This is a genomic window from Lysobacter sp. TAB13, from assembly GCF_052113885.1.
GTDB lineage: Bacteria > Pseudomonadota > Gammaproteobacteria > Xanthomonadales > Xanthomonadaceae > Lysobacter > Lysobacter gummosus.
Map to the genome: position 1 here is coordinate 279,642 of NZ_JBFRDR010000004.1, position 12,177 is coordinate 291,818.

Genomic DNA, 12,177 nt, shown 5'->3' on the forward strand with positions numbered 1-12,177 from the left:
TTTCCCGATTCCCGATTCCCGATTCCCGATTCCCGATTCCCGATTCCCGATTCCCGATCCAGAGCCCGCCCCATGAAAAACGCCGTCGTTCTAGTCTCCGGAGGCATGGACTCCGCCGTCGTCATCGCTATCGCGCGCGAGCAAGGCTTCGCCGTGCACGCCCTGAGCGTGCGCTACGGCCAACGCCACACCTCCGAACTCGACGCCGCCGCGCGCCTCGCCGTGTCCCTGGGCGCGGTCGCGCACAAGACCGTCAGCGTGGACCTGCGCAGCATCGGCGGCTCGGCCCTGACCGATGAGACCATCTCGGTCCCGCTGGACAACGACGGCCACGCCATCGGCACCGCCGCGGCCAAGGACGACATCCCCGTCACCTACGTCCCGGCGCGCAACACCATCATGCTGTCCATCGCCCTGGGCTGGGCCGAAGTGCTCGGCGCCAACGACATCTTCTGCGGCGTCAACGCCGTGGACTACTCCGGCTACCCCGACTGCCGCCCCGAATTCGTGGAAGCCTTCGAGCGCCTGGCCAACCTGGCGACCAAGGCCGGCGTGGAAGGCGCTGGACTGCGCGTCCAGGCCCCACTGCAGTTCATGAGCAAGGCCGACATCGTCCGTGAAGGCCTGCGCCTGGGGGTGGATTTCAGCCAGACCGTCTCGTGCTACCAGGCCGACGACGCCGGCCGCGCCTGCGGCCACTGCGACGCCTGCCGCCTGCGCGCCGAAGGCTTCAACGCCGCCGGTGCCGCCGACCCCACGCACTACGTCTGACCCCGCCCGCGCCGCGCCACTGAACGCGAATTGCCGGGGGGCCTGACTCGGCGGCGCAAGCTTTGTTAGAATGCTCGACCCGGCGCAGCGCCGGGACCGAATCGCACCACTTCGGGTCGTTAGCTCAGTCGGTAGAGCAGAAGACTTTTAATCTTTTGGTCGAAGGTTCGAATCCTTCACGACCCACCAAATAAAACAGGCGCTTAGGATCGCTCCTAAGTACCTTTTTTCTTGCTCCGGGAAAATTGCCGGGAAAATTAGCGTGCTTCGCGCGTCTACTGCACCGTTTCATCTCCCTTCAATTGCTTGAATTCGAGCGGTACTGGCAATACAGCCAACAGCGCTGGGGAGCGATCGCCAACATGCGAGAGTCTCTTCAGGGCTTGTAAGACGGACGGCGGCAGTCGATTGAATTCCCTGTCCTTGCATCTCGCATGCGTTCTGCGCGAAGCCGCTTTGGTGCCAAGAGCGAATTCGTAGATTGAGTTTTGCGAGCAGAAAGCAGGCGCTTGCAAGAGAGCCTTAGACGCAGCCTTCCACTACGTGACGTTGCTAGCTTCCAGCAGCATGGGTCGCATGAGTCCAGTAGTGCTGTTTGTGGATTTTCGATTCCACGCAAGATGGCGTGTCCACACTGTGCTGGGCTCGCAACTGTTCAATCAAGCAAATCCATAACTCGAATATATCGAGAGGCGACACTCCAATGCCGGAATCCCAGTTGTAGCTTTTCGTGGATCGCAGGCATTGAAGCGCCTAGAGACCGGGTCCTTCCCCATTTCACTGTGCAACATGGTCTTGCCACGCCGCCACCTAGCGCGGATGCAGCGCGACATCCAGCCGCTATTCCGACGAAGCGCTGGCCGCGGTCGCTGCCGGCCTGAGCCTGGCGCAGATCGTCCAGGCCAACGCCTGGGCGCAGAACACCCTCAATGCGGGCTTCTAGGATCGCTCCACCGACGGCACCGCGCCGGTCTGGGAAGCCTGCGATTTCTGAGCCGCGTGCCGCCGCGTCACTGCGGCGGGCCGACCCAGGCCAATGGATCGAGCATTAGCCAGAAGCCTTCGGCGTCTTTTTCCGCCAGCACCATCTGCGCGCCGAGGTCGCTGGCGCGTTCGCGGAACTCCAGCTCCAGTTCAGTCCAGGCTTCGACTTCGTCGTCGCCGTCGTCATAGATCTGGCGCACCAGCAAATGCCCCGGCGCCTGCATTCGCCATTCGAACGGCAGCGCTTCCTGTCCGAACGCCGGCGACCAACTGTGCAGCACGCCGTGGCCGCCGTCGTGGAATTCGATGCGGTCGCCGGTCAGGCCGGCGGCGGTGCCCAGCGCCGATTGCCAGCGCCCGACCGGGCCGCGCAGCAGGATGTGGGATCGATGTTCTGCGTTCATGGCCTGCATCTTGCCGGAATAGGGTCGGTATCGGATCGGGGTCGGGCCGCTGTCAGGCCGCGTCGTCAGCCGCCGATCTCGATCGGTTTGCCTTCCACCACCAGCTCATAGACGGTCTTGGTGATTTCCGAGCCGGCCATGTAGCCGATCGCGCCGGAGGCGAGCGTGCCGACGCCGTACGCGGCCCAGCCCCACGGGCCGGTGGCGTTGACCGGGGCGGCGACGGAAGCGAACGCGCCGCCGGCGGCGGCCGCGCCGGCCCAGCCGCCGGCCACTTCGACCACGGTCTTGACCTTGTCCTCGGCGGTGTAGATCCGGTACCCGTCGGCGACCAGGCCCACCACGATCAGCACCCGTCCACCGACCCGGAACGCGCCTTCGACCTTGCCGGCCCAGCCTTCGCGCGCGGCCAGTTCGTTGGCCGACTTGAGCACGTCCGGATCGGCCTTCACGCCGTTGTTCTTGATCACATCGAGCAGGCCCTTCGCGCCGCCCTGGATGCGTACGTTCTCGGCGCGGCTGGTCAGGGTGAACTCGCCGTTGGCCGAGCGCGAGAACACGCTGTCTTGCAGGCTGACCTTGCCGACGCCGCTTTCGGACTTGGCCACGGCTTCGCCGACCTCGGTCCACATCTGTCGCTCGGCCATCTTGCTGGCGCTGCGTTCGATGGTGTTCTGGTTGCGCTTGGACAGGGGCTCGTCGGGGCCCTTTTGGGCCTTCGCGCGCACCTGCTGCTCGACCTCGGCGTAGGCAGCGGCGTGCTTGCGGTCGTAGATCTCCAGCAGTTCGCGCTCGCCGAACTGCAGCGGCGGCTTGCCGCTGGTGTTGGCGACTTCCACCGGCACCACCACGCCCTTGTCGTTGCCGACGCCGACGTGCGGATTGCCTTCGGTGACGAACCACGACACCGGGCCGACTTTGCCGAGGTCGGGGCGGAACGGCGGCTTGCCTTCGGAAATATTGCGCAGCAGTTCGGCCGCCACCTCGGGCGTCACCGCGCCGTTGCCGGGCGCGCCGGCGCGGCTGCCGTCGGCCATGAACGGAATGCCGGCGGCGGCGCCGGTCGGCGCGTTCGGATCCAGGCTGGAGCGGTCTTGCGCGGCTAGCAGCTTGAGCAGGCCCGACTGCGCCGAGGTCGGCGCTAGTTCGATTTTGCCGTCGCGCGCGGCCGACAAATCGATTGCCGCGCCCTGTTGCTGCGGATCGCCGGACGGCGCGTGCAGCTTGCCGTCGTCCAGCGCCGGCGCGCGGCGCGCGAACTCGTCGGCGGCCTGCGGTGACAACCCGGCGTCGACGGCCATCTGCCGGTAGCCCTTGTCGAGCACGCTGCGCTCGCTGTCGCCGGGGGCGATGTCGACGGCGACGCCGTGCTGGGTGCCGATCGGCTTGGCCTGATCCAGGCGCTGCACGGTCTGCACCGCATTAGTCAGGGCGATCTGATCCATCGGCAGCAGGCGCGAGCCGATCGCGTCCTGCAGTTGCTGGCCCTGCTCGGGATGCTGGCGCGTGTAGTCGGCGACCGCGTAGGCCATGCCTTCCACATCGGTACGGCCGCAGTACTGGTGGGCCGAGACGATGCGGTTGGCTTCGGCCAGCACCGCAGTGTCGTAGCTGGAATCGGTGGGCAGCGGAAAGATCGGCGGAGGCGCGACGGGACGGGTGGGGTCGGTCATGGGCGCGGGTGCGAGTGGGGTTTGCGCTAAACCTTAATGGGGGCTCGGGCGCCCGCAAGCTAGGAACGACCCTAGCGCCGCGGCGACGCCTGCGCGGCCGCGGCTTCGAGCCCGGCCGCTGCCGCGACATGGCGTTTTTCGCCGTGACTGCGATCACGCCGATGCGTCGCAAATAATCCTGCGCCGTGCTTGCGCGGCCGCCGGGCAACGTCGCGACTCAGCTTGGTCTGGCAGCGGCGAGAGGGCTGGGCTACACCGGCTAGGCGTCTTGATTTGGAATACCTCTGGATAACCGTGGGTAATCAAGAGAGTTGGATCCCGGTTGCTCACGCTCCACCAAATAAAAGATGCACTTGGGGCCAACGCCCTAGGTGCCTTTTCTTATTCTGCGTGCGCGATCGCTCAGGCTTCTGGCGCGGTAAGGGCGCTAGTACCGCCGGTCTTATCCGTTAGCCGGCACGGCAGCGTTGGAGTTCGATCCGGCGCGATCAAGTCTATGGAGCGAACTTGTCGATTGCCCCAGTGATGGGTATGCGAACCCACAAGCCCTCTGCGGATTCCCGGCCTCTAACTGACGCAGGCGTGTTGGTAGCATGGCGCCTGTCTTCACTTTCACAGTGAGCCGCCGTTGTCCGATATAGCCCCCAAAGACGCGCTAAGTCCGGGCTCGGCGAGCGAAGTGTTCCGGGTGTTTCTGCGTCTGGGCCTGACGTCGTTCGGCGGCCCGATCGCTCATCTGGCTTACTTTCGCCAGGAATTCGTGACGCGGCGGGGTTGGCTGGACGATGCCCGCTTCGCGCAGTTGTTGTCGGTGTGTCAGTTTCTGCCGGGACCGGCCAGTAGCCAGATGGGTTTTGCGATTGGGTTGTTCCGTGGCGGCTGGCTCGGCGCGTTTGCGGCCTTCGTCGCGTTCACGCTGCCATCGGCGCTGTTGATGATCGGCTTCACCGCGCTGGCGCCGCGGCTCGGGCATGGTCTTGGCGCGGTGACGGTGCACGGTCTGAAGTTGGTTGCCGTGGTCGTGGTCGCGCACGGTCTGTTGGGCATGGTGCGGCAACTGGCGCCGGATGCGACGCGTGCCCTGATCGCAGCCGGTGCGGCGGCGCTGATCGTGCCGACCGGCAGCGCCTGGATGCAGCTCATCGCGATTGCGCTCGGAGGAATGCTCGGGATCTTGGTATGCAGGCGTGTGACCGCAGGTGCCGTCGCTGCCTTTCCCATCCGTTACGGCCGTCGCGGCGGAATAGTGTTTCTAAGCGTTTTCCTGTTCGGCCTATGCGGCGCGCTGATGTGGCCGTCTGCGAATGAGCCCACGATCGCAGGACTGGCCGCCGCGTTCTACCGGGCAGGCGCGTTGGTGTTCGGGGGCGGTCATGTCGTGTTGCCGCTGTTGCAGGAATCGGTGGTGAAGAGCGGTTGGTTGGAGGCGGACAGTTTCCTTTCCGGTTACGGCGCTGCGCAGGCGATGCCCGGGCCGATGTTCTCCCTGGCTGCGTTTCTCGGTGCCGAGGTGCCGTTGAATTCTTCGCCTCTGGTGGGTGCCGCCGTTGCGTTGCTGGCGGTGTTCATCCCCGGCTTCTTGTTGTTGCTGGCGGTGCTGCCGGTCTGGGGGCGCCTGGCGCAGCGGCCCTGGGCCGCCAACGCGATGGCCGGCGTCAACGCCGCTGTCGTTGGATTGCTGGTTGCGGCGTTCTACGATCCAGTCCTGACCGAAGGCGTGCGCGGCCTGGCGGATGTTGCCATCGCGGTGATCGGCTTCGTGTTGTTGGCGGCCGTCAGAGCCTCCGCGCTGTGGGTCGTGCTGTGGTGCGTATCGGCGTCCATAGCGGTGAAGCTGGTCGGATGGCCATGACCGCGCCGCAGGCCAACACCAGCGGCAAATAGCGCACGCGGCGCGGCTGTTATGATGCCGGCCCGCTGGTCGCCGCCGGAAACGCTGCGGCCATGCGCTGGATCATCGCAAACACTTAAAAGGAGCGGGTTTGATGGGAATCGTCGGTTTGGCGCTGTTCGGCGCTTTGTGCGGGTTGGCTTTTCTTAACGTCATGGCGTTGATGGCAAAGAACGGCAGCAATCAGCGCGATCATGTGGAGTTCGAATCGCAGCAGGACGTGTACGCCATCGTCGATGCCTGGGCCGCTGGCAACGGTTACGTGCTCAAGCACAACCAGGGCGATAAGCGCACCTATCAGAAAGGCAGCGGCTTTCTGACCGCGCCGATGTTCCTGGAGTTGGACCGCTCGGGGACGAAGTATTCGATCACCAGCTACGTGCGCATCAACGGCTTCATCATCCAGGGCGATGTCGGACTGGGCGGCGGCGGGTTCATAGCGAAGGTGCCGCGCTCGCTCGCCAAGAAGGCGCAGAACCAGTTGTTCGAGCAGTTGCAGCTCGTGCCGTTGGCGTAAGCGGCGACTCAGCGCGCCGCCACCGTGGCGGCGCTGTCGGGCGCCAGGTAATTGCGCCATTGCTGCAGAAAGCGCCGCCGCTTCACTTCGTCCAGGTAGACCAGGAAGCCCAGGCCCAGCGGCGTGCGCCGCAGGGTCGTGCTGTTCGGGTCCAGGTCCGGGTAGATGCGCGCCGACGCGGGCAGGTCGGTGCGGGCCGGAATCAGCTTGGCTTCGCGGGCGAGGATCGCCTGTCCGCGCGCCGACAGCAGATGGTCGAGAAAACGCTGCGCTTCGGCCGGATTGGGCGCGTCGCGCAGGATCAGCGCGGTGCGCGCGACCAACAGCAGATGATCGCGCGGCAGCACGATCCGCAGCGGCGCGCCGCGCTCGATGCGCTGCAACGCGTACGAGCCGAAGACGCCGTAGGCAACCACCATTTCGCCGGACGAGAGCTGATCGAGCAAGTTGTCCATGCGCTTGAACAAGCGCGCCTGATTTTCGCCGAGCGCGGTCAGCATGGGGCCGGCATCGTTGCCGAGCAGTTTGGCTTCCTGTGTGGCGATGAAATACGCCACGGCGCTGTCGCGCGGGTCCTGCAAGGCGATGCGGCCACGTAGCGGGTGCGCGGGTTCGCGCAGCAGCTTTTGCAACTGGCTGCGGGTCTGTGGCGCGCGCTGCGCATCCAGGCGGGCGGTGTTGTAGACCATCACTACCGGTTCGTAACCGTAGGCGAAGACCTCATCGCGCCAACGCGCGGCCGCGGGCAAGGCCTGATTCTGCGGTGAGCGGTATGGCTGGCTGTAGCCGTCGTTGACGAGTTTGATCTGCAGGTCGGTGCTGGCGCTCAGCAGCAGGTCGGGGCGCTCCTGCGCCGCCGCCGAACGCGCGCTGCGCTGATAGATATCCTGCGTGTCCAGATGCGAGTAGCGCACCTCGACGCCGGGATGGATGCGCTGATAGTCGAGGATCAACGCGCGCATCAGGCCGACGTTGGCCGATCCGTGCAAGACCAGCCGCCCTTGCCGGGCGATGGACGATTCGAACACGGCGATGCGCTCGTTCTGCTTCGGCCGCGCCTGCGCCGGCGCTAGATACACCGCACCGACCGAAGCGATCAGGAACAGCGCCATCGTCGCGATCAGTCGCAGCAGTTTCATGCCGCGTCCTTGGGCAGATGCAGACGCACGCTCAGGCCGCCGAGCCGCGACGGCGCCAGCACGACGCGGCCGCCGTGGCTTTCGACCACGCGCTTGACGATCGCCAGTCCCAATCCCGCGCCCTGCGCCGAAGCGTTTTCGCCGCGGCCGAAGCGTTCGAACGCGCGCTCGCAATCCTCCGCGCTCATGCCGGGGCCGGCGTCGCTGACGCTTAGCGCGAGGCCGCAGTCGTCCTGTTCCAGCAGCACCTGCACCGGCGACTCGGCGCCGGCACCGTGCTTGATCGCGTTGTCGATCAGGTTCTTGATCGCCTCGCGCAGCATCAGCGCATCGCCGTGCAGAGCAGTGTCGCCGGCCTCGCATTCGAAACTCACCCGCGGCCGCGGTTCGGCCAGCGGCACCGATTCGTGCAAGGCCTGGCGGGCGATGGTTTCCAGGTTCAAGGGCTTGAAGTTGTGCAGCTCGGCGCGATGGGTCACGTTGGCGTGGCTGAGCAACTGATTGAGCAGGCGACTGAGCTTGCCGGAGTGGCGCTCGATCGCGTACAGCCCCTGCCGCCACTGCTGCGGATTGTTCTGATGCAGCGACAACTGCGCCTGCGCGCGCAGCGAGGCCAGCGGATTGCGCATCTGGTGCGCGGCCTCGGCGATGTAAGTGCGCAACACGTCGATGTTGGTGGAAAGCCGCGACATGAAGTGGTTCTGCGCCGTCACCACGTGCGACAGCTCGGTCGGCACCGCGCGGGTGATCGGGCGCAGGTCGAACGGCGTGCGCACGCTGAAATCCTGTTCGATCCGCACCAGCGGTTGCAACGCGCGATCGATCGCGAACCACGCCAGCAACAAAATCGCCACGGTGAACAACGCGATCCATCCGGTGACATGCCAGACGATGTCCTTGGCGACTTCATCGCGCGCGCGCCGGGTCTGGCCGATCTGCACCAGCGCCGCTTCCGGGCCGTCGGCGCTGCTGGCGGCGCGGCGCAGCACGGCGAAGCGCACGGCTTCGCCGCGGTACCGCGCATCGAAGAAACTCGCGTGATCGCTCGCCACCGACGGCGGCCGCGGCAGGTCGTCGTAACCGGTGAGGGTGCGTCCGCCGGCGAGAAACACCCGGTAGAACGCGCGGTCGTCCGGCGCCGCCGACAGCAGTTCCAGCGCGGCGCAGGGGATGTTCGCCTCCCACTGTCCATCGACCAGGGTGATGCTGTCGGCGATGGTCAGCGCCGAGGCGTTGAGCAAGCGGTCGTAGGACAAATCCGCGGCGCGCCGGCCATATTGGCTGGCGCCGAAGAACAGCAGCAGCATGCCGACCAGCGACAACAGGCCGATCGACAGCAGCAGGGTGCGCCGGATCGATGGGCGCGCGTGTTCGGGCTCGGTCATGCGCGCTCAGTCGTGGGCGGCGCCGGCCGACGCGGCCAGAATCGGTTCGCCGCGGATGGTCTCGGCCAGATAACCCGAGCCGCGCACGGTGACGATGCGCAGGAACTGCTGCGGCAGTTTCTTGCGCAACCGCGCGATGTACAGCTCGACTGTGTTCGAGCCGGCCTCTTCGCTGAGCGCGAACAAGCGATTGGTGATCTCGCTCTTGCTGACCACCTGACCCAGCCGCCCTACCAGGATTTCCAGCAGGCTGTATTCGCGATTGGGAAGGTCGATGGTGCGGTCTTCGAACTTCACCCGGCGCGCGGCGTTGTCCATCACCAGCGGGCCGATGCGCACCAGGCTCGAAGTCTGCGCCTGGCGGCGGCGGGTGAGGGCGCGGCAGCGGGCGCTGAGTTCGCGGAAGTCGAAGGGCTTGCCGATGTAGTCGTCGGCGCCGACATCGAGCGCGCTGATCCGGTCTTCGATGTCGGAGCGCTCGGTCAGCATCAGTACCGGCGTGGCGTCGCCGCGGCGGCGCAGTTCGGCGAGCAGGCTCAGGCCGTCCATGCGCGGCAGGCCGATGTCGAGCAGGATCAGATCGTAGCGTTCGTGTTCGAGAAAACGGCAGGCGTTGAGGCCGTCGGATTCGTGATCGACGGCGTTGCCGGTGCGGCGCAGATGTTGCACCACCGCCTGGGCCAGGTCGAGATTGTCTTCGATCAAGAAAATACGCATTGAAACTCCTGGATAACCTGCATAGCCGTGCGCCTTGCGCGAACGGCGCAGCGAAGTGATAGGGGATTCGACAGGCCGGTCTCGCGCCTGATGCGCTGCGGCCTGAGTCGTTGCCGCAACTGCGACAGGTCGGCGACAGCCTATCTGCTTAGACTGAACGCGTGCTCTGGAGGGAGTGTTCGGTTGCGCTTGATCGTTGTGGTTCGGGCCGGCCGATAGTTGATGGACGCATGCTCCGGGGAAGGGAGCATGCGTCCACGACTAACACGGCGAATTTTCACTGTCGATGATTGCCGCGACCAATATTCGAAAGTGTGAGGAATTTAAAAGTGCGGCGCCGGCGGTGCGGTCATTTTGCCGGGCGCAGGCGCTTGCGAACAAAGTACAGCTGATGGCTGTAGCAACAAAAACTAGGTATCGCGCGAAACGAACGCATCGCCGCCCACCACTACCGTCAACGCGTCACTTGCAGGAGGAGACATGCGTCAAACAAACAAGGCCGTGGCATCGAAGGCCCGGAATCATTCGCGCAATCGCCTCGCCCCGGCGGCCTTGCTGCTGGCCGTGGCCGCCGTGTTCGGCAGCGGCAGCGCGGCGGCGGCGAACCAGAACAGCGGTTTCTACGTCGATCCCGATTCCAATCCGGCGGTGTGGGTGCGCGATCATGCCTCCGACTCGCGCGCGAGCAAGATCAAGACTTCGATCGCGACCAAACCGATGGCGCGCTGGTTCGGCAACTGGAGCGGCAACATCGGCAGCGCCGTGTCGCGTTTCGTCGAGGCCGCACGCGCCGCCGACAAGCTGCCGATCCTGGTCGCGTACAACATCACCAGCCGCGATTGCGGCAGCCATTCCGAAGGCGGCGCCGGCAGCGCCGAGGCTTATCGCACCTGGATTTCCAGCTTCGCCTCCGGCATCGGCAACAGCCGCGCCGTGGTGGTGATCGAGCCCGACGCCCTGGCTCAGTTGAAAGACTGCCTGAGCGAGCTCAAGCAGACCGAGCGGCTCGGCTTGCTGAGCTATGCCGCGCGCGAGTTCAAGATGCGCGCGCCCAATGCGACGGTCTATCACGACGGCGGCAACGCCGGCTGGATCGCCGCGGACGAAATGGCGCGGCGTCTGAACTCGGCCGGCGTCGGCGAGATCCGCGGCTTCGCCCTGAATGTGTCCAACTACAAGACCACCGCCGATTCCAACGCCTACGGCGCTTCGGTCAAGGCGCAGTTGAAGAGCCAGTTCGGCTACGAGAAACCGTTCGTGGTCGATACCAGCCGCAACGGCAACGGCTCCAACGGCGAGTGGTGCAATCCGGCCGGACGCAAGCTCGGCGTGGTCTCGCGCACCGCCACCAGCGGCGCGGAGATGTTGTTGTGGGTGAAGGTGCCGGGCGATTCCGACGGCCCCTGCGGCATCGCGCCGAACACGCCGGCCGGGACGTTCTCGCCGGATATCGCCACGCGCCTGATCGACGGGCGCTGATGCGGCCGGCGCTGTGCTGATCGCATAGCGTCCGGGCCGGGCCGCGGACGACTCGCGGCCCGGCGCTGTCGCGGCGTGCTATCGCGCGGCCGTGTTCTGTTTCGATTCGATCCGCCGCGCCGGTCGCGGCGGCCGGGGACGCTTGCGCTCGGATTCGGGCATTCGCTGTCGCCGGTACGGTCGGTGTCTTGTTCTGGAGTGGTCGTATGTCTTCGTTACCGCATCGCCGCGCCGCGCGGCGCCGGCTGCGCTTTGTCTGGATGCTGGCGCTGTATGCGGCGTTCGTCACCAGCGTGGCGCTGTCGGCCGATCGCGCGGCGTTTCTGGCGCAGGTGCAGGCGCTGTCGGACGGCGGCCAGCCGGCGGTCGCACCATCGCTAAGCGAAGCGGCGATCACTCGCGCGGCCGTCGCAGCGCCGCCGACTCGCAACGCCAACGCGCGCTGATGGTTTCGCGCGACGGCGCAAGGTTGCGACCTTCGTGCCGGCGCGCTGTGGTTTCTCCGCCACGCACTCACGGGCCCTATGCCCCCTCGGGCCCGACCGACCGCGCTCTCCTTCGGCGGACGTGCGATTGGCGGAGCGTTGCGGTGCGGTCTCCACTCGTGGATGGAGACCGCTCCGCAGCGGTTTATTCGCGGCGGCGCGCAGGCGCCGCCGTCCATCCCATGTTCTTTCGAGGAAGTTCGCATGCCGGGTTTTTACGTTCGTCTCGCCGTCGCATTGAGCGCCGCGCTCGCATTGCCGTCCGCGTTCGCCGCCGCGCCGAAATTCCAGATGCCGTTTCCATGCAAGCAGGTCTGGCACGGCAATACCCGCGAAAACCACAGCCCGAAGCTGGCGGTGGACCTGAGCCGCAACAACGGCGCGGGCGACAAGGTCGTGGCCGCGGCCAAGGGCCGGGTCAGCAAGGTGCGCAATATGGGCAACACCAGTTACGGCAAGTACGTGGTGATCGATCACGGCGGCGGCTGGAGCACGCTGTACGCGCATCTGAATTCGTATTCGGTCAAGGTTGGCGACAACGTCGCCCTGGGCCAGGGCATCGGCGCGGTCGGCAACACCGGCACCTCGTTCGGCGCGCATCTGCACCATGAGCAGTTGCTCAACGGCGCCTTGCAGAAGATCAAGTTCAACGGCACGCAGATCCATTACTTCGACGGCCGCGACAAGTACACCGACTACAAGAGCGCCAACTCCTGTCCCTGAGCGGCGCGT

The 12,177-nt window shown here is 65.9% G+C and carries 12 protein-coding genes and 1 tRNA gene; 8 read left to right on the forward strand and 5 right to left on the reverse strand.

Annotated elements, in window-relative coordinates; all coding sequences use genetic code 11:
• The first annotated feature begins 72 nt into the window (after positions 1 to 72).
• From queC to AB4Y92_RS07345, 3 genes are all read left to right on the forward strand, one after another.
• Entirely contained in the window at positions 73 to 771 is a 699-nt protein-coding gene (queC, locus tag AB4Y92_RS07335) for a 7-cyano-7-deazaguanine synthase QueC (protein ID WP_441819016.1), read from the forward strand.
• Between the two features lie 113 nt (positions 772 to 884).
• Positions 885 to 960, forward strand: a tRNA-Lys gene (locus AB4Y92_RS07340).
• 431 nt (positions 961 to 1,391) lie between these two features.
• Entirely contained in the window at positions 1,392 to 1,652 is a 261-nt protein-coding gene (locus AB4Y92_RS07345; RefSeq protein WP_441819069.1) for an ogr/Delta-like zinc finger family protein, read from the forward strand.
• Between the two features lie 129 nt (positions 1,653 to 1,781).
• On the opposite strand, the gene AB4Y92_RS07350 is transcribed toward AB4Y92_RS07345, so the two are convergent.
• Positions 1,782 to 2,159 (reverse strand): hypothetical protein, encoded by a 378-nt coding sequence (locus AB4Y92_RS07350; protein WP_441819017.1) that lies wholly within the window; start codon positions 2,157 to 2,159, stop codon positions 1,782 to 1,784.
• Between the two features lie 65 nt (positions 2,160 to 2,224).
• Positions 2,225 to 3,832 carry a hypothetical protein gene (locus AB4Y92_RS07355; protein WP_441819018.1) on the reverse strand — a complete coding sequence of 536 codons (1,608 nt, stop codon included), beginning with the start codon at positions 3,830 to 3,832 and terminating at the stop codon, positions 2,225 to 2,227.
• 628 nt (positions 3,833 to 4,460) lie between these two features.
• Between AB4Y92_RS07355 and chrA the strand changes: the two genes are divergently transcribed.
• Positions 4,461 to 5,684, forward strand: coding sequence for a chromate efflux transporter (gene chrA, locus AB4Y92_RS07360; RefSeq protein WP_441819019.1), 1,224 nt, complete (start codon positions 4,461 to 4,463; stop codon positions 5,682 to 5,684).
• Positions 5,685 to 5,817: 133 nt separating this feature from the next.
• A complete protein-coding gene (locus AB4Y92_RS07365) occupies positions 5,818 to 6,240 on the forward strand; it encodes a hypothetical protein (RefSeq protein WP_441819020.1) in 423 nt (140 codons plus the stop codon).
• An 8-nt stretch (positions 6,241 to 6,248) separates the two neighbouring features.
• Here the strand turns inward: AB4Y92_RS07365 and AB4Y92_RS07370 are convergent, their stop codons facing one another.
• The 3 genes from AB4Y92_RS07370 to AB4Y92_RS07380 are packed head-to-tail and all read right to left on the reverse strand — an operon-like array spanning position 6,249 to position 9,481.
• Positions 6,249 to 7,379 carry an ABC transporter substrate-binding protein gene (locus AB4Y92_RS07370; protein WP_441819021.1) on the reverse strand — a complete coding sequence of 377 codons (1,131 nt, stop codon included), beginning with the start codon at positions 7,377 to 7,379 and terminating at the stop codon, positions 6,249 to 6,251.
• Entirely contained in the window at positions 7,376 to 8,764 is a 1,389-nt protein-coding gene (locus AB4Y92_RS07375; protein ID WP_441819022.1) for a sensor histidine kinase N-terminal domain-containing protein, read from the reverse strand. The genes AB4Y92_RS07370 and AB4Y92_RS07375 overlap by 4 nt, the downstream gene beginning before the upstream one ends.
• 6 nt (positions 8,765 to 8,770) lie before the next feature.
• The gene (locus AB4Y92_RS07380; protein WP_441819023.1) at positions 8,771 to 9,481 is read right to left on the reverse strand and encodes a response regulator transcription factor; all 711 of its coding nucleotides are present in this window, start codon (positions 9,479 to 9,481) and stop codon (positions 8,771 to 8,773) included.
• A gap of 480 nt (positions 9,482 to 9,961) precedes the next feature.
• Between AB4Y92_RS07380 and AB4Y92_RS07385 the strand changes: the two genes are divergently transcribed.
• The 3 genes from AB4Y92_RS07385 to AB4Y92_RS07395 all read left to right on the forward strand — a co-directional run bounded on the left by AB4Y92_RS07385 (position 9,962) and on the right by AB4Y92_RS07395 (position 12,168).
• Positions 9,962 to 10,960, forward strand: a complete 999-nt coding sequence (locus AB4Y92_RS07385; protein WP_441819024.1) for a glycoside hydrolase family 6 protein — start codon at positions 9,962 to 9,964, stop codon at positions 10,958 to 10,960.
• 206 nt (positions 10,961 to 11,166) lie between these two features.
• Positions 11,167 to 11,406: a hypothetical protein gene (locus tag AB4Y92_RS07390; protein WP_441819025.1), complete on the forward strand. Its 240-nt coding sequence runs from the start codon at positions 11,167 to 11,169 to the stop codon at positions 11,404 to 11,406.
• 243 nt (positions 11,407 to 11,649) lie between these two features.
• Positions 11,650 to 12,168: a M23 family metallopeptidase gene (locus AB4Y92_RS07395; RefSeq protein WP_441819026.1), complete on the forward strand. Its 519-nt coding sequence runs from the start codon at positions 11,650 to 11,652 to the stop codon at positions 12,166 to 12,168.
• The last annotated feature ends 9 nt before the right edge of the window (positions 12,169 to 12,177 follow it).

Bases quoted from the DNA above. Each gene is read 5' to 3' on its own strand.
- AB4Y92_RS07380 (WP_441819023.1), bottom strand. From the start codon at position 9,481: ATGCGTATTTTCTTGATCGAAGACAATCTCGACCTGGCCCAGGCGGTG.
- AB4Y92_RS07355 (WP_441819018.1), bottom strand. From the start codon at position 3,832: ATGACCGACCCCACCCGTCCCGTCGCGCCTCCGCCGATCTTTCCGCTG.
- AB4Y92_RS07345 (WP_441819069.1), top strand. From the start codon at position 1,392: ATGGCGTGTCCACACTGTGCTGGGCTCGCAACTGTTCAATCAAGCAAA.
- AB4Y92_RS07350 (WP_441819017.1), bottom strand. From the start codon at position 2,159: ATGAACGCAGAACATCGATCCCACATCCTGCTGCGCGGCCCGGTCGGG.
- AB4Y92_RS07375 (WP_441819022.1), bottom strand. From the start codon at position 8,764: ATGACCGAGCCCGAACACGCGCGCCCATCGATCCGGCGCACCCTGCTG.
- AB4Y92_RS07395 (WP_441819026.1), top strand. From the start codon at position 11,650: ATGCCGGGTTTTTACGTTCGTCTCGCCGTCGCATTGAGCGCCGCGCTC.
- AB4Y92_RS07365 (WP_441819020.1), top strand. From the start codon at position 5,818: ATGGGAATCGTCGGTTTGGCGCTGTTCGGCGCTTTGTGCGGGTTGGCT.
- AB4Y92_RS07390 (WP_441819025.1), top strand. From the start codon at position 11,167: ATGTCTTCGTTACCGCATCGCCGCGCCGCGCGGCGCCGGCTGCGCTTT.
- queC (WP_441819016.1), top strand. From the start codon at position 73: ATGAAAAACGCCGTCGTTCTAGTCTCCGGAGGCATGGACTCCGCCGTC.
- AB4Y92_RS07385 (WP_441819024.1), top strand. From the start codon at position 9,962: ATGCGTCAAACAAACAAGGCCGTGGCATCGAAGGCCCGGAATCATTCG.
- AB4Y92_RS07370 (WP_441819021.1), bottom strand. From the start codon at position 7,379: ATGAAACTGCTGCGACTGATCGCGACGATGGCGCTGTTCCTGATCGCT.